General features: G+C 42.5%; 15 protein-coding genes. 6 read left to right on the top strand and 9 right to left on the bottom strand.

Annotated elements, in window-relative coordinates; all coding sequences use genetic code 11:
* The first annotated feature begins 44 nt into the window (after nucleotides 1–44).
* Nucleotides 45–1,166 carry a tetratricopeptide repeat protein gene (locus SCB77_RS21770; protein WP_320184113.1) on the top strand — a complete coding sequence of 374 codons (1,122 nt, stop codon included), beginning with the start codon at nucleotides 45–47 and terminating at the stop codon, nucleotides 1,164–1,166.
* Nucleotides 1,167–2,193: 1,027 nt separating this feature from the next.
* Here SCB77_RS21770 and SCB77_RS21765 read toward each other — a convergent pair.
* From SCB77_RS21765 to SCB77_RS21740, 6 genes are all read right to left on the bottom strand, one after another.
* Entirely contained in the window at nucleotides 2,194–2,958 is a 765-nt protein-coding gene (locus SCB77_RS21765; RefSeq protein ID WP_320184112.1) for a hypothetical protein, read from the bottom strand.
* A 171-nt stretch (nucleotides 2,959–3,129) separates the two neighbouring features.
* A complete protein-coding gene (locus SCB77_RS21760) occupies nucleotides 3,130–3,762 on the bottom strand; it encodes a fibronectin type III domain-containing protein (RefSeq protein ID WP_320184111.1) in 633 nt (210 codons plus the stop codon).
* A gap of 416 nt (nucleotides 3,763–4,178) precedes the next feature.
* On the bottom strand, nucleotides 4,179–4,784 hold the full coding sequence (locus SCB77_RS21755) for a hypothetical protein (protein ID WP_320184110.1): 606 nt from the start codon (nucleotides 4,782–4,784) through the stop codon (nucleotides 4,179–4,181).
* Between the two features lie 508 nt (nucleotides 4,785–5,292).
* Entirely contained in the window at nucleotides 5,293–6,255 is a 963-nt protein-coding gene (locus SCB77_RS21750) for a BT_3987 domain-containing protein (protein WP_320184109.1), read from the bottom strand.
* Between the two features lie 38 nt (nucleotides 6,256–6,293).
* On the bottom strand, nucleotides 6,294–8,114 hold the full coding sequence (locus SCB77_RS21745; RefSeq protein ID WP_320184108.1) for a RagB/SusD family nutrient uptake outer membrane protein: 1,821 nt from the start codon (nucleotides 8,112–8,114) through the stop codon (nucleotides 6,294–6,296).
* Between the two features lie 33 nt (nucleotides 8,115–8,147).
* Nucleotides 8,148–11,285, bottom strand: coding sequence for a SusC/RagA family TonB-linked outer membrane protein (locus SCB77_RS21740; RefSeq protein WP_320184107.1), 3,138 nt, complete (start codon nucleotides 11,283–11,285; stop codon nucleotides 8,148–8,150).
* A 667-nt stretch (nucleotides 11,286–11,952) separates the two neighbouring features.
* Between SCB77_RS21740 and tnpA the strand changes: the two genes are divergently transcribed.
* Entirely contained in the window at nucleotides 11,953–12,192 is a 240-nt protein-coding gene (gene tnpA / locus SCB77_RS21735) for an IS66 family insertion sequence element accessory protein TnpA (RefSeq protein ID WP_320186643.1), read from the top strand.
* Between the two features lie 293 nt (nucleotides 12,193–12,485).
* On the opposite strand, the gene SCB77_RS21730 is transcribed toward tnpA, so the two are convergent.
* Both SCB77_RS21730 and SCB77_RS21725 read right to left on the bottom strand, forming a co-directional pair.
* Entirely contained in the window at nucleotides 12,486–14,117 is a 1,632-nt protein-coding gene (locus tag SCB77_RS21730; protein WP_320184106.1) for an alpha-L-fucosidase, read from the bottom strand.
* A gap of 177 nt (nucleotides 14,118–14,294) precedes the next feature.
* A complete protein-coding gene (locus SCB77_RS21725) occupies nucleotides 14,295–14,480 on the bottom strand; it encodes a hypothetical protein (RefSeq protein WP_320184105.1) in 186 nt (61 codons plus the stop codon).
* Between the two features lie 385 nt (nucleotides 14,481–14,865).
* Between SCB77_RS21725 and SCB77_RS21720 the strand changes: the two genes are divergently transcribed.
* Nucleotides 14,866–15,741, top strand: a complete 876-nt coding sequence (locus SCB77_RS21720; protein WP_320184104.1) for an AraC family transcriptional regulator — start codon at nucleotides 14,866–14,868, stop codon at nucleotides 15,739–15,741.
* 53 nt (nucleotides 15,742–15,794) lie between these two features.
* Here the strand turns inward: SCB77_RS21720 and SCB77_RS21715 are convergent, their stop codons facing one another.
* Nucleotides 15,795–16,835: an aldo/keto reductase gene (locus SCB77_RS21715; protein ID WP_320184103.1), complete on the bottom strand. Its 1,041-nt coding sequence runs from the start codon at nucleotides 16,833–16,835 to the stop codon at nucleotides 15,795–15,797.
* Between the two features lie 187 nt (nucleotides 16,836–17,022).
* On the opposite strand from SCB77_RS21715, the gene SCB77_RS21710 reads away from it, so the two are divergent.
* The 3 genes from SCB77_RS21710 to SCB77_RS21700 all read left to right on the top strand — a co-directional run bounded on the left by SCB77_RS21710 (nucleotide 17,023) and on the right by SCB77_RS21700 (nucleotide 21,041).
* Nucleotides 17,023–17,673, top strand: a complete 651-nt coding sequence (locus SCB77_RS21710) for a MarR family winged helix-turn-helix transcriptional regulator (RefSeq protein WP_320184102.1) — start codon at nucleotides 17,023–17,025, stop codon at nucleotides 17,671–17,673.
* 250 nt (nucleotides 17,674–17,923) lie between these two features.
* Nucleotides 17,924–20,239 (top strand): TonB-dependent receptor, encoded by a 2,316-nt coding sequence (locus SCB77_RS21705; protein ID WP_320184101.1) that lies wholly within the window; start codon nucleotides 17,924–17,926, stop codon nucleotides 20,237–20,239.
* A 4-nt stretch (nucleotides 20,240–20,243) separates the two neighbouring features.
* Complete coding sequence (locus tag SCB77_RS21700) at nucleotides 20,244–21,041, top strand: DUF4249 domain-containing protein (RefSeq protein WP_320184100.1); 798 nt, start codon at nucleotides 20,244–20,246, stop codon at nucleotides 21,039–21,041.
* Nucleotides 21,042–21,053 lie beyond the last annotated feature (12 nt).

Genomic DNA, 21,053 nt, shown 5'->3' with positions numbered 1-21,053 from the left:
TACAGGCTGTAATACGTTTAATTAAAAACAATAAAGCTAAACATATGCATGCAATAGCACAACCGAAGCAACTTCTGTTCGTCTGTTTTTTCTTGATAACATCTTGCGTATCGGCGCAAAATAAACGCAACGCCAGCAGTGCAAAAACCGCAGCAGGCCTGAAAGTAGGCACCGAACTATACAATAGTGGCAACTACGCCGCTGCCATTAGCAATTTTAAGGAAATCACGACGAAGTATCCTTCCGATTCGGCATACAATGCACTTGCTTATACCTATTTACTAAGCGAAGACTACCCTAACGCGTTGCAAGCCGCAAATCAATCTATTTCGCTGAATGATAAACTCGCCGCCAGCTATAACATTCGCGGCATGGCACACCGCAAACAGGAAGCCTTTGACTTGGCCATTGCTGACTTTACCAAGGCTATTGCCCTTGCGCCGCAGGAAACCAGCGCCTACACCAACCGCCAAGAGGCCTACATGAACAAGGGTGCCTTTCAGCTTACGATTGATGATTGCAGCAAAATTATCGAACTGGAGCCCACAAACCAACGCGCCTATAGGAATCGTGCAACCGCCTATTTCTTTATAAAAGATATGGACAGAGCCGTCGCGGATGCCAGCAAAGCGCTAGATCTGGATGCAACCGATATACAGGCCTACCGGATTAGGGCTGGTGCACGCTTTGTCCTTGATCAAAACTATGACTTAGCGCTCGAAGATTTTAATAAAATTGTAGCGCTGGATAGCAGCGAGGCCGATCATTATGCCAACCGCGCAGCGATGTTTATGTACAAAAAGGACTTTGCTGCCGCCATTGCCGATTACTCAAAAGCTATTGACCTTGAAAAGGAAAACAAGGATGCCCATTACGCCGAGCGTGGAAAGGCATTGGTCTTCAGCGGCGATCATGCTCGCGCCATGCAAGACTTTGACCAGGCGATCGCACTTGCTCCATCAAATAGCGAGTATTACCGCAATCGGGGAAGAGGACATGTATACATGGAAAAGTATGAAGAGGCTATAAAAGACTATACGCAAGCTATCGCGCTCGATCCAAGCGACCCTTTAGCGCTGGAATACCGAAGCGAAGCCTATCAAAAAACTGGCAATACCGATCTCGCAGATGAAGATATGCAGAAAGCACAGCAGATGAGCAAGTAATCAGTAGTAGCCTAGCTACAACGCTTTAAATGCAAGCCGAATGGCACAAAAGTAAGCATGCCCTTCAAAAATATGCCATGCGCTAAAAACTAAATACTGATATTTGGAAAATGTATATATATATCCACTTTCAAAATTAATTTATAAACGGGTAAAATATTCTTTCTTTGACCAAGGGAACAATGTAAAGTTCCTCTAAAAAGTCGTCTAGCTTATCGGAGAACAAACACGATAAAATGGTGTGATGCTGAGACTTGGTCTCTACAACACAGTAATAGTAGTCTTCAAATACGAAGGTTTGTAGACTACCGACTTTTATGTATCTACTGGCAGACATATAAACAGTTATTTTGGCGATATCTTCAATTTTGATTCTATGCACAAAATCCTCCCCCACAATCCGAAGCTCATTATCTAACAAATGAAGCTCTTTATTCTTGCAGTACTTATAATGATTAAGGTGGATTATAGCCGATGGAATAACAAGAACCAATAAAGGAATTGCTACTACAGACAGATACTTCCAATCAAAATCTAGAGTCCAAAATAACCCCACAAAAACCACAATGTAAACCAAAAGCATCCAAAGCTTTTCAAAATGTTTCCAAAACGACAATCTCAACACCATTATTTGTATCAATAGAATTTGTATTAAATGAATTGTGCAAACGTTAAACGAATAAAAGAAATTCTTACTTTAACTTTTGGGACTAGAAACCCCTCGATAAGCAGCTACTTTCAATATAAACCTCCTAAATAGCAATCAAACAGTACCAAGGCCATAAGAAAAATGCCGAACGCTATAAAGCGGTATCGCCAATATTTATTCATGTTAAATCTATTCCCCGTAATACCAATCAGTATATTGATAATGGAAAGAAAAAGGACTGACAATTGATTATCGTTCATAGAATAATAATAGTTTTAACAGCATGCCAACCAATAGAAGTTCTTAGCGGCGTTTGGCTTACGGCACGCGAAAGACAGGAGGTAGAGCAATGAACGCCATATGCACCAGGCTAGAGCGCTAACAAAGGTTAGGGTAATTAGTGTTATCGGTATCAGTTGGTTTATTATCATAGTTTGAAAAATAAAAATAGATTAATTCTTTCAGAATCGAAAGTCTGCCAGCGAGGATCGGAAGAAATTTAAAACTAAAACCCTTTATACACTTATCGGGATAGGCCCTTTTATGGACAGTAAAGGGTTCTTGACCAGCCGTAAAGGATCCTTGACCAGCCGCAAGGAATCCTTTTCCAGCCATAAAGGGTTCTTGACCAGCCGCAAGGAATCCTTTACCAGCCGTAAAGGGTTCTTGACGGACCGTAAAGGGTTCTTGACTAGCCGTAAAGGGTCCTTGACTAGCAATAAAGGGTTCTTGACTAGCAATAAAGGGTTCTTGACTAGCCGTAAAGGGTTCTTGACTAGCAATAAAGGATCCTTGACCAGCCATAAAGGATCCTTGACCAGCCATAAAGGATCCTTGACTAGCCGTAAAGAGTTCTTGACTAGCCGTAAACGGTTCTTGACTAGCCGTAAAGGGTTCTTGACTAGCCATAAAGGATCCTTGACTAGCCATAAAGGATCCTTGACTAGCCATAAAGGGTTCTTGACCAGCCATAAAGGGTTCTTGACTAGCCATAAAGGGTTCTTGACTAGCCGTAAAGGGTTCTTGACCAGCCTTAAAGGGTTCTTGACTAGCCATAAAGGGTTCTTGACTAGCCGTAAAGGGTTCTTGACTAGCCGTAAAGGGTTCTTGACTAGCCGTAAGGAATCCACTTCTGCTCGCCATTTGTTCGAATGATTAACAAAAAAGAGATCGATCTTTTTTGTTTAATCTATTTATTTATCCAAGCAGGCCTTAGGGAGATGGTTTTCAGCTGTTCTTAAAATTAGGTGTGCTAATTTTTAATCTTTTATGCAGGGTGAAGGCAGATAGCACAGCCTCCACCCTAGGTTATGGCTAACGCGCAATAATGGAGGTAGATTCACTCCAGTCGCCGCTGCCGAGCGCATTTCGGCCTTGTACCCGCGCAAAGTACCGCGTGCCTGGTTCGAGATTGCCGATAATGAACCGACGGGAATTTCGCACGGCGTACGATTGCTCCCAGCTGATACTTTCAGTATCGCCCAGCATCCTTACGACTTCGATCAGATATTCCGTTGCAACTTTATCTGCTTGGAAGCGAACGCTAATTTCGCCACTAACTGTCCCATCACCCATACGAACAAGCATGATCGGCCCGGGTTTAGTCAATGTACTGCTTGGCTTTCCTGGAATTAATGCGGTGCTGCTGATAATAGCTGCGCTGCCCTGCGCGACGCTATTGACCAAATGCGCCAGTTCCCGAAATGCATCCAATAGTTTGACCCTACTCTCGTCTTTCAGCTCTTTATCATTCTTGCTCCCACCACGGATCGCCACCTGTAGCTTCTCCATATAATCTGCTGCCAGCTCCATAAAGCTTTCAATTAGCGTATTGGTCGTCGTGAAATGTGGATTGTCGGCCAGTGCAATGCTGACTTTGCCAGCCAACACGGCTAATTCTTCATTTCGTAGATTGGTATAGTCAATCCTTGCTTTTAATCTTCTCATTTTTCTGATTTTTTAAATGGTTAAACTTATTTGTTAATTGTAGCGTAAGTTTTACGGGTACCCATTCGTCTATCTTACAACACAAAGTTTATCAACCGCTTACAAAAAAAAAAGACATGGAGGCCTATGGGAACGAAAAAGAACGAAAAAGAACGAAAACGGACGAAAAAGAACAAAAACGAACGAAAACGAACGAGTTGGAAAAGCTTTTGGCGTTCTTATGTAACAAGGTCAAATCGGGAAATCGGATGAAATGGAGAAAAAAAGTACTTTTAGCGAATAGCCGATAATCATGATTTTGAAGGGCCAGAAATCGGAACAGTCGGAAACTGACAGGAAGTTAATATTCTTTCATCTTTAAGTTGGGGTTGTAATGGGCAAATGAGCGGTATAGACCTTCCCTCCTGACAAAGCTGTTAATCATTAAACATAATTTCGCAATAGAAAGTGGCGGATAGTTTGATCGGTTTGCGATCGGAATCAGTGTAGGGAAAACTAATATCTAGTGTACCGCGTGCTTTGTTTGTCTCTAGATCGAATTCTTGAAACAGTATGGTTCCCGTACCATAATACGTGGTATCTAAATTAAATTTTGCAGACGATATGGCGGCGAATGGGCCGGGTGAATCTAGGTAAAGCAACCGGTCTATGCCGGTTAATTTATCCTGTCCATCAAATGGAAGCAAATGATAAGGTTGATCGATTAATATAGAACCATCATATGGCAATCGTAGAAACAGCGAGAAATCCCCCTGCGTATTTTCTTTATGTTCGGGACTTAGGCTTGAAGAGAACTGCAAATATGGTTCTTCCACTTTTTCGACATGAATGATTGGCGTACGTCGAGCACCGGGTGGAAGAAACAAAGGCAGGCGATCAATATATTTTACACCGTTTATACTTCCGCTAAGCTTGATGTCTGATTGCAGCGCTTCATCTTCATCGTCGCATCGTAGAAATAGTATCGCGCAAAAAAAACACAGCAAAAGAGGTAAAGGGTTTGTCTTGATGGTGTTAAACATGATGTTTTCTTTTATATATATAAAGGTAAACGCGCCGATATGTCATGCTTCGCGAGTACCTATTTGTGTTTTACAGTCGATGTACTAACTAGCTAGAGCTTGGTATCCGGGTTTTGTAGGCACAGCTGTTCTTAAGCCTGTTTTTATTTCAATTTCTTTTTTTGCAAGTTAATATCTTGAAAATCGCCATCGAACAATTCTTTGTACACAGGTGCTTATTAAATTTCACAATTAATATGATCAAATCAGATACAAAGATCTAACCTGAGTGGTTTAAACTATTCGTATCGCACTTAAAGATAACAAATTACAACATTCACACAAAGAAAAAAGGTGTTTTATTTATTTTATTAAGGAATTACGATCATAAAAGTTAGCCTTTTTCGGTGTACATCTGCCGGTCGGCGAACATACCGATCTAAACGACTGTCAACTTCGTAAAAAAATGCCGGATCGATTTATCGATCCGGCACCAAACACTATTCTAAATTATTACAAAACACTACTTTTAATAGAATTCAATCATCCTCCATTCGCTCATCTGGAAGATCGTCGCTCCATTGTTCGCGACCACCACGATGCGGTACCTTGTATAAGGAGTGGTATTCTCGAACTCGAATCTTCTTGTCTGGGTGCGTCCACTGAATACAATATCCGTTCTCGTGTCGAGCACAGTCCAGTCTGTTCCGTTGTTGGACGCTTCCAATCTCCATGTTTTAGGATCCCGAGTGTCGGCATCATTTCCAGAGGTGAAGGTGTAGGCCCCCAATGCCTTGGCTGCAGGGAAGGTTAACTGGAACCACATCCCCGACGCGTAGTTCTGGGTAAGGTATTTCGTTCCCGTGTTGTTGTCCACCAACTTCCGCGATCCTTCATTAGCACCCGATCCACCATTGTTCTCGTGGCTTACAGCAAGAGTTGCCTGCCCTGTTACATCGCGTTCTCGGCGCACAAGCGAGTCGATCCGGAAGTACGAAATTGCCAAGTTGTCGTTTATAGGGCTCCCGGCGGCACTGATCAATTTAACGGGTATCATGTAAGGGGTGCCCATCTCAAGTTCGCCTGCATCAACAACGATCTTGAGCGGATCTGAATCTGCCTTTCCTTTTCTGATAATGGTTTGCAATCCGGAAATGGTGTAGGAGCTCTCTGGAAAAGGCTGGAATTCCGTACCATGCTGTTGGTTGTACGAAGCGATTAAACTTTGATCCACTTGGAACTCTAATGGAATGTCTGCCTGCGGATGATGTATGCCTCCGTATGATCCACCGAAATTGATATCCTGTAAGGTGTCGATAACAAAAAGGTTCACGCGAGCTTCATTATCATAGGCCTGTGCCATATAGATTGTACCTTCGTTTTCTACTTCGTAGACAACGTCCTTTGTGCAGGAGCTTGCTCCTGTGGTCAAAGCTAGTGCCGCGACGCAGAGAAGTCGATGTTTATATATTGATCTAACTATATTTTTCATTGTTGATTTATCAAATTTTTGATACCATAATTTTTCGTCTACCATCCTGGATTTTGTACCATCAGCTCATTTTTTAGGATCTCGCCATTTGGTATCGGCCAAAAGTAATCACGTTGACGGAATGTCCGTGTCTCTATCAATGTGGGTTCGTAGAATGCGTTTCCATCGGCGAACATATTCATTCCAAAAACATCACCAGCAAACTCTGCGGCAGCCGTTTTCCATCTTCGACAATCGAAGTAGCGCGAATTTTCAAATGCCATCTCTATCTGGCGTTCTTTACGTATCGCTGTGCGCATTGCTGCTTGGGAAGCTGGAACAGGTAGTTGCGTAGCTCCGCCTCCATAGGTTGGCACCCCTGCCCGGGAACGTATCAAGTTCAGGTAGGTTACGATATCGGCATTACCGGGTGCATATTCATTGAGCGCTTCGACGTAATCTAGGTAGATCAAGGCCAAGCGTAGCTGTACCGACCCCCTATCGTTGGAGTTTGCCACGACATTCTTGCGAACGATGTATCCTGTCGGAGATACGTCAGACGTACTTTGCTTACGCCCTGAGTTTCCGGAAAGCTCCATATTGGTAATAACTTCGCCAGTGTTGTTTCCCTTGTTCAGCCAAAGGCTTTTGTTGTAGGTCACGCCAACATAAAAGCGAGGTTCCCGATTTTTCCATGGATTGAACGTAGAACGTGCCTTGCTGTCAAACGGAGCTTTATAATCTGAAAAACCATTTGGCTCGTAACCTGACTGTGGATTATCGATAGGTAGTCCGTTTGCCATGGCGTATGCATCTACCATTTTCTGGGTGACGCCCAAGGCTCCGGCTCCCTGTACATCGGTGGTGTATCCGATATGCTTGGGCGTTTTGTCATATTGCGATCGGTTCATCGATTTCGGACGTGCAAATATCCATTCCTTGTTCCAGTCCACCGACATAACGTAGCGTGTAGAGTTATAGGCCTGCATGAAAGGATCCGCATCAGCTTGAACGTACAGATCGTATGTTGTCGGTACAAATTCGTCGATAAAAGCTTTCGCCGCATCCGCTGCCAATTTCCACTTGTTCTGATCGTAGGTTTGGTTGATAAGCTGCTTTCCATCCTTGTTGGTAAGCGAAGCAAGATCTGTATTTCCGTTGAAAAGTGGGCTGGCGTTAAGCATCAACGCCTGCTGGCGGAACGCCTTGGCCATACCCTGCGTCATGCGGCCAAATTCCTGATTGACGGGCGTAAGTGGAAGTTCCTGATACGCTACATCGAGCTCACTAACAATGTAATTGATGCATTCTTCCATGCTGTTTCTTGGCAAGAGTACATCCGCAAGAGGAGCATCCGGCGCCAAGACGTTTTCAACAATTGGAACTGGGCCATAAATGCGCACCAAGTAAAAATAGTATATCGCTCTAAGTGCACGCGCTTCCGCTTTGTACCTAGATTTATAGGCCGGTGTGATTTCGTTCGTTTCTACAGCGCCATCAATGTTGGCAATGAAATCCGTCGCATTCCGAATACTCTTGTAAAAGTTGTCATAATACTTAGACACCTCACCATCGGTCGTTGCCCAAGTACTTCTGTTCATGTTGTTGGCATAGTTGAAGTCCCAGTTGTATTTTGCCTCATCCGAACCCGCTGTCCAAGGACCAGCGAATTGCTCCGATTGCCGTTGGGCAAGTTCGTTGGGCAGGTTCGCATAAACCTGAATCAGATAATTATCAATGTTTTCCTTTGATTTAAATATATCTTCGGCAGTAAGCACGTTGTCTGGGATCTGATCAAGAAACCCTGAACAGGACGTTGAAAATAACAAGCCCGTCATAACGATTGCTGCCCCTAATTTGCTTTTTAAATAGCTTTTCATTTTCGTGTGATTGAAGAGTGTAAACAATGTTGTCTAGAAATTGGCCTGAATACCAAGTGAAAAAGTTCTTGTATTTGGATAGGCTGAACCGTTGTTGCTGTTAAGCTCCGGATCCCAGAGTTTGAAACTGCTCCAATAGAGCAAATTTACACCCTGTGCGTAAATCCTAGCGGATTTAAGTCCGTAGGCTTTCAATTTTTCACTACGCAGGTTGTAGCCTAGATCGACAGTTTTTAGGCGTAAGAAATCAACATCTTTCACCCACCATGTCGAGCCTACCGAATTATTCTTGTTGACCGAATTCCCGTAGCCTAAGCGTGGGTAGAAAACATCTTCCGAAGGGTTCTCTGGGGTCCATCGTGACTCTGCAATTGCATGTAGGTTGCTTCGCTCTGGTCCTGTACTGTTGTTGAACGGAAGGATGCCGTCACCGGATAGTAACCTATCAGCTCCATCTACCCCTTGGAAGAACGCACCAACATAGAAGTTTTTGTAACTGACGTTGAATCCTGCTCCGTAAACGAGATTCGGAACATCTCCATTTCCGATCCTTGTCTGGTCATAGGTATTGATTACACCATCGCCGTTAAGGTCTTTATACCGGATATCTCCTACACGCTGCGTTCCAAGTGCCGATTGGCTTGCATGGTTGTCGATTTCTGCCTGGCTTTGGAAAAGTCCGTCCGCCACATAGCCATAACGAGATAGGAAATTCCTTCCGCGGCGCTCCATGTAAGGGAATAACTGTTTTGGGTTGTCGTTATCGATAACCTGATCCTTGTTGTAAGAAAATGTACCATTGAACGACCAGGTTGTTTGTCCCAGTTGAAGTCCTTCTAGGGAAATCGTTCCATCAAATCCTTGGTTGGATATCTCTCCCAAGTTACCAAATGGTTGATTTTGCAGTCCTAGGTAGTTGGGTAAACTTGCGCGCTGAAGAAACACCCCCGTGCGGTTTTCCTTGAACCAATCTACTGTGACGTTTAACTTCCCTTTCAGGGTAGTGAATTCCAATCCTATATCCTGCTTATGTGACTCCGCCCATGTTACATCGTAACCATAGTCGGATATCGCAACACCATTATTGTAGTCTTTAAATCCCGATCCTGTATAGAATGAGTATCCACTGGCTCCTGTGCTCACCAAGGTCATGAACCCAAAGCGTCTTCCTCCTCCTCCAGAGCCGGTAATACCGTTGGAATAGCGTAATTTTACCATCTGGAATGTTTCCTTCGCACCCTCGAAGAATTTCTCATTGGACAGGATCCAGCCTACTCCAAACGACGGGAAGAAACCATAGCGACGGCTAGGAACGAAGTTTTCCGAACCATCATAAGCGAAGTTAAATTCAGCCGCATAACGGTCGTCGTAGAGGTAGTTTGCTCTTCCAACCACGCGTTGGGTACGGTAAGGAAGTGAACTTGTTAGGTCTGTGGCAAAAGCGCGTACCTCATCGGTCTGGGTATATAGAAGTAGACCTGTTACATCATGGTTTCCGAACTGACGGTTATAGTTCGTGCCGCCCTCAAAATAGAATTGGCGCATTCCATTGTTTGCCCTTCTATATCCAAGGTTGTCTGTACCGTTGGATAATGTTACCAGATTCAGTGATCCGTCTTCTCGGTATGGGTTCGCGCGATCAATACCGTAAGTGTTGCGAAATCTATAACGGGAAATGCTGTGCGAATTGTTCGTATCGAAAGAGAACATGGCATATGCGCTAAGTCCTTGGGTAAAGAAGTCCAATTGCTGGCTGATCCTCGCATTGGAATAAACCTGGCTGCGGAAGTTGTTGATATATCCGGTTTGGGTTGCAAGTGCATAGGGATTGGGCTGTGCATCGTTGGATTGGTTTACCGCAGGAACGAGGTTCCCTGGATACATAGTTGGGTACAGCACCGGATTAGTTTGCATAACCTTATCGAAAATAGATTGTACGCCTGCAGCAGGATTCGCGTTAGCCTGTGAGATGTCGGTCTGCCCGTTGGGGTAATTGGTGTTTGTTATGTAGCCTTGAATACCGAGCGAGAACTTGGTCGTCTTGGTCCAGTCCATGTCGATGTTAGAGGTAAAGTTATAGCGCTTGAAGCGTGAATCCGCTTTGTAGTCCTGCAAGGCATCCATATTGAGCAAGCTCGACTCATCATAGTAAGCTACCGAGGAATAGAATTGTGTGGTTTCTGAACCGCCTCTGGCACTAAAATTTGCACGACGATTGTACGAAGCACTTTTAAAAATCTCGTTCATCCAGTTCACGTTAGGATAGAGATACGGGTCTACGCCGTTAAGCGTATTATCGATATATTCCTGACTATACTCTGGCGTTAATCCAGAGGCTACCATCGCTTCATTACGTAGGCGCATGTACTGTTCCGCATTTGTAAGCTCAGGAGATTTGGTGAAATTAACCATCCCTTGGTTATAGTTGAACATCAGTGTAGGCTTTCCGCTGCGGCCTTTCTTTGTGGTAATGAGGATGACGCCATTTGCTCCCTGCGCACCATATACTGCTGTGGAAGACGCATCTTTTAAGATCGTCAACGTTGAAATGTCTTCCGGATCAAATGCATTTAGGTCCCTTCCTTGCACCCCGTCTACGACAATAAGTGGCGAGGCACTGTTCTGCGAATTAAACGTGGAAATACCTCGTATCCACACATCGGCAGAATTACTACCCGGTAGACCTGATCGTTGGACGCCCACTAGGCCCGCAATACGCCCGGCAAGAGTGGCACTAAGGTTGGCTACCGGCTGTTTCAGGTCTTCGACCTTGACGGTAGCTTGGGATCCGACCATGTTGATCTTTCGCTGCTGGCCGTAACCGACGACCACAACTTCATTAAGGGAGTTGTCTTCGCCTTCCAACATGACATTAATCACGATACTCGTTGTGACACGCTGCTTAAGGGACTTGTAGCCGACATAGCGGTACTCGAGGCTATCGCCTTGGTTAGAAATGATGGCGTAATTTCCAGCTTCGTCGGTCGAGACGGTTGTTCGGCTGGAAAGATTGGTAATCGAAACACCAATTAGCGGTTGATTTAGGTTGTTCTGTACTTTACCGGTTATGTTCAGCGTACCCTGCGCCTGTGCAGATACGATGGCACAACTCAAAAAGAAGAGACAAACTAAAACGTTCTTGCAAATGGATTGCAACATTTTGTTTTTCATAACTTTTAGTAATTGCTTGTTTAGCCCACTGTTAATACGTTAGTCAGTTTCGGCACGTGAAAGTAGTGAGTTATAGCGCTTACTATTGTTAATGACTTCCTAATAAGATGTTAATGGATTGTTAATGCGATATTTGCTTTTGGATGTCTTAATGCGAAATCAGTTGATGCTTTAAGTGTAACTGCCTATCTTATTGGTCAAATGGTATTTTTTCCTACAGCATACTGGTAACAAACAGGTTTGATCGTGCGAAAACCTTTTGGTTTGCTAAACATTCAACTATCGGATTTAATACTATGACTGAATTCCCCAGCGCGAGGCCGGGGATTTCTTTTTTAACCTTACCTGAACAAGACTGTTATCTGCATCGCCGATAATATGAACGATTGTGTACGAACTATTGCGCCATGCAACGTTGCCCCCGATTTTTGTTTTCTAGCGCAAGCTATTTTATAGCAGCTCCAATATGAAGAATACAACGATCCGCATGAACAAGATAAGACAGATGCTAAAACAGTTAATTGTACCAAACCGGGAAGACTTCAGTTTCAAAAACGGGAAGGCTTCATATAATCTTAAGTGTAATCTTCCCCGAAAACAGTTACGATTATTAATGCAGTTTTATAATTTAGGGACAATGAAAAAAAGTAAGTTTAGCTAGCCACAGATCATCAAGATTTTTTCAGAGCAGGAAGCTGGTCAATCTGTTTCGGAGATCTGCCGTGAGCACGGAATTAGCCAAGGAACCTTCTATTCTTGGAAGAGCAAGTATTCGGGCATGGAGATTTCCCAGCTCAAGCAGCTTCGGAAAATGGAAAAAGAGTTTGCGCAGTACAAAAAGATTGTTGCCGAGCAGACTTTACAGATCACAGTTTTAAAAGACGTTATCGAAACCCGAACGGAGTGAGTTCATGAGTGCCAATGGCTAAGGGAAGATTACATAGGCACTGTTCCGTTTTTTATGCTGATACTTGCCCCTGACAATGGTATCCCTGTGGAAGCATCAGTCACTGCGAGTCATTTTTCGAGGCGGCGCCATCGCCCTCGTTAAAAGAATAATCCAATGCACGACCTATTTTAGAAACAGATGTACAATGTGCTGTCCGCTAAGGGGCAAAACTTACGACAACAACCGTAAGCCAGCCCCATAGCGATCAGTTTTTAAAATTCAAGGGTGATAAACCCATCTCCCGGCATGCTTTATGACAATTTGAACACGATTGCGATATCATTGATCTGCGCTGTTTCCGGAACGGTGATTTCTAAGCCCGCCTCATTCTGCGAGAAGACGATCTTGCCCTTATGGCCGAGCATGATCACTTTATTTACTTTCGAACTATTTGGTTTATTTGCAAAAGAAGCTACGCTAATCTTCCGCTCTGAAGGCCAGCCCATTACGATAGCATATACATCTTTTCCCTTCTGTGTGAAACGAATGTCTTCTTGAGTAAACGGCTTGCCTTTACCTTCATTGAATCCCTGAGCATGAAGTTCTGGAGCTTCTTTCTGTGCAGGGCCTTCGCCGAAAGTATGCCAAGGCCTAGTTCCAATGATGGCTTCTGCATTTACCTGCATCCAATCAGCAATTCCCTCCACGACCTTTCTTGCCTTATCATCAATGGAGCCGTCTCCTCTCAACGGCACGCTGAGCAGAAGGTTACCATTCTTACTGACTACATCGGCTAACATATGGATTACTGTCTTTGCAGATTTGTAGTGACCATTCTCATATATCCTTCGATCGTAATGCCAAGCACCGATACAAGTACATGTTTGCCATGGTTCGGGTTCTATCCGATTGCTCTGTCCGCGCTCAATATCCCAAACCATACACTTACGCTGTTGTTCGTTAAGTATCTTCCCATTGATAACAGCTTGAAGTTTTCCTTTATTCAATTTTTGGCTTTGGTTGTAATAATGTGCTGCGATTTCAAGTCCGACGTTACTTATTGGCCATAATGGAAGCGCCGTATCATCAAAATACACCACATCGGGATTATAGTTATCAATCAGTTCGATCGTCCGGTCACGAAAATTATTACAGTAAGATTCTGTTGGAACATTGACACCCGTATTAACATCCCAGTGCCATTGTTCATGAACCGTATGATCTTTCTCACTATTCCGGCTTAACGCATGATTTTGCGCATATAGACCCTGGGGATCGTAACCATTCCACCACTTCCCTGTTCCGTCCTCTTTCTTTAATTTCCCATCATAAGGCACACCAGCCAGTGGTCCCTTTTTGTCGGCGCGTTGTGCGGTTTCGTACCAGGTCCAAGCATGTGCCGCGTGTACACTAACACCGAATCGCATACCTCTTCTTTTTGCAGCTTTTTCCCAGCCTTGAACGATATCTTTTTTCGGTCCAAGTTTGGTGCTGTTCCAAGCATGGTGCGTGCTGTTATAAAGATCAAAATTATCATGGTGATTGGCCAGTGCCATAAAATATTGTGCGCCCGTCGTCTTATAGAGATCCATGAGCGACTCTGGATCCCAATTTTCCGCTGTCCATTCATTTATAACATCCTTAAATCCAAATTTTGAAGGGTGACCATACTTTTGAACATGAAAATTATATTGATCGGATCCTTCTTGATACATACCGCGGGCGTACCAATCGCCCCTTTCCGGTTGGCATTGTGGTCCCCAGTGTGCCCATAATCCGAATTTTGCATCCTTGAACCAAGCGGGAACTTGATAGCTTTCAAGGGAAGTCCACTCTGGTCTGAAGGGTACCTTTCCCCAATTTTCAGCTCCGTAAGTAAACTTACTCAGATATAGTGTTGGTATACCTAAGCCCAAAGCTTTTACCATAGTTCTTCTATTCATCTTTTTTTAATTTTAGATTTATCTTAATAAAAATACCGTTAGCACTGATTCACTATAGTAGTTAATGCAACGGCTTATAAATGGTCGCCATATTCAAATTCAAATTTAAGCCAAGTTCCCTGCTACAGGAAAAACTATATCGACCAAAAGTAAAACAATATCGATATTTTACATACATCACAAGAGGTTTTCTTCGTACAAATAAAACATGCGTTCCATCGGTATCGATTTGTCTGATGATGCCCCACCCGCGTTATCCTGAAGCGGAGATACCGTATCCTCCCATTCTTCTTGCATCGGTAAATTTCCATCTCCAAGATTCCGACCTCTTTGATACCATCGCGAGCAATCTTCCAATGACATTCCTTTCTGTGAAGCGCTATGTATTTCACAATTAATTCAGGATCGTTGCGAACGATCAAGCATTTGACATTAGCCCTATATAACCATCTAAAAAAACGCATCAATTCGATGGAAAGAAAATCAGGCGCTGTTCAAGCGGTTTTCAAGATGAAATCACGTAAAGTTTAAATCTTTACACCATCAGGTTTTAATCTATAACGACGTCAAAATTAAAAATCAGAAACCCACTTAAATTGACTATAATCGACATTAAACCACACTATATCGACTTTCACGGCAATTTCTTATCGGCAAATCGAAAATAAATAATGATATTTAATGCGCTAACTATTTAACGTACGCAGCAGGACTGTACCGAGTAAAAAAGAAACAAGATTCACTAATCATGCTGGGAGAAAAACATCAATTAGAATTTACACTATTAAATATCGGATATGCGGAGCATCATGCAGATTGGAACTGGAAGGACATCAACAGTCCGTTTGCACGGATTCATCTTATAACCAAAGGTACGGCAAAAATTCATCGTGGGGGCAAGACGTATGTTCTGCGGGAAAACCATGTATACCTGACACCTTCTTACACACCGCATAGTTACGAATGTGATGGCGATTTCTCTTTATATTATATACACATCTACGAAAAGCTAGAAAAGAAGTCCAGTATCTTCGACCTCATGCATTTTCCAGTAGAGATACAAAGTGATGATTTGCTAAACCAGCTTATCGAAAGGCTAAAAGCTATAAATCCAAAACGAGAACTTTCGATTTATGATCCGAAATCGTACGACAACTCTAGCGAACTCATCAAAAACATCGCATTCCAAAATACCACGCCTATCGCATTGGAATTTGAAAGCCAAGGTATCATAAAAGTACTACTTGCTCGATTTTATGCTTTCACCGAACCTAAAACAAAGCAAGCTGACGCACGCGTTTTGCGGGTGCTCGATTATATCCATACCAATATTCATTCGGCTATCAGCATTGATAAACTTGCAGAGATATCATTTTTAACCAAGGATCATCTGATTAGATCCTTCAAAAAACAGTTAAACTGTACGCCCGGAAAATACATCAACAGGAAAAAGATTGAGAAAGCTCAACTCATCATGTTATTGGAAAACCCCAGTATACAGGAGCTTTCCTATAAACTCGGGTTCGAAAACGTTTCGTATTTTAATCGTTTATTCAAGAAACTAACTGGAGAAAATCCCAGTGCATACAAAAGGAGGTTAGCACATCATACGGATAGTAGATAATGTGGTAAATGATCTAGGTCTGGTGCCGATGAACAACCTATCTCCTACCATTATCAAAATTTTGCAAAATCTAACGTTAACAGTCCCTCCTGCTTCATTTCGAGCCAAAAAGCTTCCGGAATGACCTTTTTGGCTAAATCCGTATTTCTTTTCACTTTACCGGGCTTTGTGGTGTTCAGGGCTACACTCGAAACACCGGGAATAGCGAAACCAAAAGCAAAGCAGGCCTCTGCCGGAAGAATGGAAAACTGATCACATATTTCCCAAAATTTACTACGCCATCTATACAAAGATTGTCCTTCCGATGTATTACGGTCTATAAAATTATAATTATAGAAATCACTACCAATTAAAAAGCCGCCATTGAACACAGCTGAATTTATAACCGTCACATCCTTCGCTCGTAGCTCGGCAATAAAATCAATTAATTCACTCGGATGGTCATGAAGCGTTAAACTATTCGCGATCATTACCCAATCAAGCTCCACATCGTTTGAAATTCTTTTAACAACTTTCCAGTCTTTCGATCCGACGCCAACTCCCTTCACCTTTCCAGAAGCTTTCAATTGTAAAAGAGCTCTGTAAGCCTCTAAAATATCTTCATACAACTTAACTTCTTCCTCGATGTTCTTTGCTTGGGCAAGATATTCGTCTGGGTCGTGTACAGACACCAATTGCGCTTCATACTTGCCAAGCAATTCATTTCCTTGGTAATAACAATCCAAAATACCATCAAAACTTATTTTTTGAACAGCATCGTGTTTAATTCCCTTCCAAATACCCTTCTCAAAAGTCGGTTCCTCCGCTGTGAGTGGCACCTGATACCATCCCAATTTATTACTTATCAATACATCCGAAGGATTGATCTGTAGATCATCCAAGCACCTTCCCAGCATCTCTAGAGAAAGTCCAGCACCATACTTACCGGCTGAATCAAAAACAACATTCGAATCTGTATGTAAAAAGCATTCTTTAACTATCGCCAGTTTGACATTGTATTCCACCTCCTCATAGAGGTTTCCTAAAGCGCTCGTACCAAATATAACCGGAGGCAGGCCAAGCAGGGATTTTACCATATGCGTTTTTTCGTTCATTGATTTATCTTGAAATTGGAAATATCATTTAAAAACTAATCTACAGAACTTTTTTTACCCTATAACCAAACATAGCAAAAAAGTTATGATACAACATGCTTTGCATTTGATCCAATACACAATTGTTTGTTCAAGATTTTCATATGCGAAGCAAAAAACCGTCTTTTGTAAAGAATCAAGATATAAGATGATCAACAAGGATTTATTATTTCAGCTTGTAGAAGAATTAGAAGTGTATGGCGCAGGTGAGTCGGCGAACGCTACATTGCCTGACTTTCTGAACTACATGTACCTCAAGCATTCCATTGGATATCCAAATACACGTAAAGTAGGAGGAGGCAAAACGCTAATGGAAAAGAAAGACGTTCCGGCGGAGGACTTGGGAAAACTACTCTTGATGATGAACCGATATGCCAAACATTATATCAAAATTGCATTTGATGGTACAGAATTGCAGACTCCTGAAGACTTCACCTATCTCATGGTTCTGTTTTCCTACGACAAACTTTTACAGTCAGAGCTCATCAGAAAAAATGCAATGGAAAAAGCCTCGGGCAACGAAGTGATAAAAAGATTGATCAGACTCGGGCTTATAGAAAAAGCTCCACATGTGGAGGATAAAAGAGCCAGGCCTATTGCCGTTTCGAAACAAGGTCGCACACTGCTCTTTTCTCTGCTTCCAAAAATGAAAATCGTGGGAAACGTTTTAATCGGAAACCTTTCAGCCGAGGAACGTGATCTCCTAATTTTACTCCTTGCAAAACTTGACCATTATCATCATGCTTTGATGAATAATAATAATGATAGTCCATCACTGGAAAGCTATCTTCCCAAATAGATTGTCCTTATCGGCCATTTACTAGCTCCTATTAATTTTTACTTCTGAATTATCCGTCTGCGCATATGTGATCAGCATAAATCCTTGATTCCTATTTTTTCGATGTTACAATCGTCTGTATAATGGATAGTAAAGCTGATCAGCTGCTACAAGTATTGATCAAACCAAAAAAAAGAATAACAAAATACTAAAATAGTATTTTTTAATACTACATTTGTCATGTGATTTATCCCTTTTCCATATCAGCACGATGAAAATATACCTTTGTATTTTATTGACAGCAATGAGTTTATCGGCTATCGCACAGCGGATGACATTATCAGGCACCGTGCGAGATGCTACAACTGGCGAAACGTTAATAGGCGCTGTAGTGTCACAACAGGGAACCTCTAACGGTGTTCCCACGAATAGCTATGGCTTCTATTCTCTCTCGGTTAACCAAGGAAAAAACACCATCGTTTTTAGTTACGTCGGTTACAAAACCCTTGTGAAAGAAATTGACTTTAACGGCTCCGTAAAACATGACGTAGCCCTGGAAGTAGACCAGAGTTCGTTGGAGGAGGTTGTCGTATCAGCCTCGGCAAGAAATAAAAATATCACAACTCCACAAATGGGCAGCTTCAAGTTCAGCATAGAGGAAATTAAAAATGTCCCTGTGTTATTTGGTGAAAAAGATCTATTGAAGACCATACAGCTCCTGCCTGGTGTACAAAGCGGAGGTGAAGGAAGTGCAAACTTCTTCGTAAGAGGTGGCGGTGGAGACCAAAACCTCATCCTTCTTGACGAAGCCATTGTCTACAATGCCTCTCACCTATTGGGCTTTTTCTCGACCTTTAATTCCGATGCTGTAAAAGACGTGCAGTTTTATAAAGGGGGAATTCCCAGTCAGTACGGCGGCAGAATATCTTCTGTGATGGACATCACGATGGTTGACGGAAACCAGAAAAAGCTATCGGCAGAGGGCGGCCTTGGCTTGATCGCATCACGATTGAAGCTGTCTGGCCCGCTCCCGAATGATCGCGGCTCTTTCATGATAAGCGGACGCCGGACCTATGCCGACCTATTCCTCAAACTATCAGATGATCCTGATATCAATCAAAGCAACCTATTTTTCTATGATCTAAATGCCAAATTGAATGTAAAGATCAACGATCGTAACAGGCTGCTTTTTTCTGGTTACTTTGGGAAAGACGATCTGGGATTTGCCGATCGGTTTGGGTTTAATTGGGGAAATTCTACGGCGACAGTGCGCTGGAACCATATTCTTAGTGACCGATTGTTCAGTAATACCTCATTCATCTACAGTACCTTTAATTACAACGTAGGTATTACCGGCAATAATGGAGATTTCGACATTGCTTCAAAAATAGGAAACTGGAATGTAAAACAAGATTTCTCGTTTTACCCATCCAACCGATCAACCTGGCGCTTTGGATTTAATGCACTACGGCAAACGGTGAGCCCGGCAAGCCTAGATGCACAAGAAGGAGCCAATGTTAACTCCATCGAGATAGAGAAACGTAATGGACTAGATATTAGCGCGTATATATCACACGACTGGAAACCTTGGGATAAGCTATCCATCATATACGGACTTAGATTCGTAGATTTTATGGTGTTGGGACCAGGAACGTTCTACAGTTTTGATAACGCTGGCGAAGTGCTTAATGAGCGCGCTTATACGGGCAATAGCGTTCTCAAACATTACTTTAATCTTGAACCCCGTATTTCGGCTAGTTATCTATTGAATAGCAAAAGTAGCATCAAGGGATCGTACAACCGTCTGGCACAGAACCTACATCAATTAACAAACTCAACATCTGCACTACCAACAGATCAATACGTTTTAAGCAGTTTGAATATCAAGCCGCAATTGGCGGATCAATTTTCGATCGGGTATTTCAGAAACTTCAATGACAATAACTACGAATTTTCGGTGGAGTCTTACTATAAAAAAATGGCTAACCAGATCGACTTCAAGACTGGTGCTGATCTTCAGGCGAACACACGCCTTGAAGCGGAGCTTTTATACGGAAGAGGCCGTTCCTATGGACTTGAATTTTTCCTTCGAAAATCTTCTGGAAAGCTGAATGGTTGGGTCAGTTATACTCTTTCAAAAAGCGAAAGACAATTTGACGGCATAAATAACGGCACGTGGTTTAATGCTCGGCAAGATAGGACACACGATCTTTCTATTGTTGCTATGTACCGTTTAGCGGATAGCTGGACATTGGGAACGAATTTTATTTTCAATACCGGCAACGCGGTGACTTATCCTGCGGGTAAGTACACCATCAGTAACACGACACTATTCTATTATAATGAACGAAACGCCAATAGATTTCCAAATTATCATCGATTAGATATCTCGGCGACATACGAGCGTTTAGGAAATAATAACCGTTACGGCTCAAGCTGGACTTTCGGCCTCTACAATGCTTACAATAGGCGAAATGCCTACCTCATCGATTTCAGAGAGAGCGAGTTAAATCCTGCTATTACTGAAGCTTACAAAATTGCGCTGTTTGGGATTATACCATCAATTACCTGGAATTTTAAATTTTAAAAAAATGGGACTACTAAAGATATTTTATTTACCATGGTTGATACTTCTTTTCCTTTCCTGTGAAGAAGTCGTAGATCTACAACTTGATAATGCAGCACCAAGAACGGTCATAGAAGGTAACTTAAACGACTTAGGTACTACACAGGTCATCAGGATCTCTAGAACTTTACCTGTTGGTACCAATCAATTGAGTACAGCTGTGACTGAAGCAACCGTTACCGTCCGATCGTCTACAAATGAAGAATTTGTATTTACACATCATAAAGATGGTTTTTACCAAGCAAAGAATTTTGAGGTTAAATCTGGAACTGTTTACTCCTTAGAAGTATTTCTTGAGGGTGAAAAATTCGTTGCCACATCGCAAATGCCCGAATACGTCGAACTTGATTCATTGGGTATCACAAGCGAGAAAACCTTTAATACGCAAAACTATTATCCCACCTTTCAATTCCGCGATCCATTAGAGGAGAAAAATTACTACCTATATGAAGTCGCAATAAACAATTCACTTCTACGGTTTGCTTCCGCCTATGATGATAAGTTCAACAACGGAAGATATGTCACGCACAAAATCTCCGACCGAAACATCGATCTTCAATTGGGCGATAGTGTACAAGTTATTCGATATTGCGTAGATCAACAAGTTTACAAATACTGGAGTGATTTCGAGTCAATAAATCCTGGTGCGGCCGCGCCAGGAAACCCCACATCAAATATTTCCAATAATGCCTTAGGCTATTTTTCGGTATCTACAGCCAAGGCATATCGTTTCGTGACCAAAGAGGGAATGATAAAGTTGTAATCGTACAAAACT

It is taken from the genome of Sphingobacterium bambusae (genome assembly GCF_033955345.1).
Classification (GTDB): Bacteria; Bacteroidota; Bacteroidia; order Sphingobacteriales; family Sphingobacteriaceae; genus Sphingobacterium; species Sphingobacterium bambusae.
This window is presented reverse-complemented; position numbering and strand designations above follow the sequence as displayed.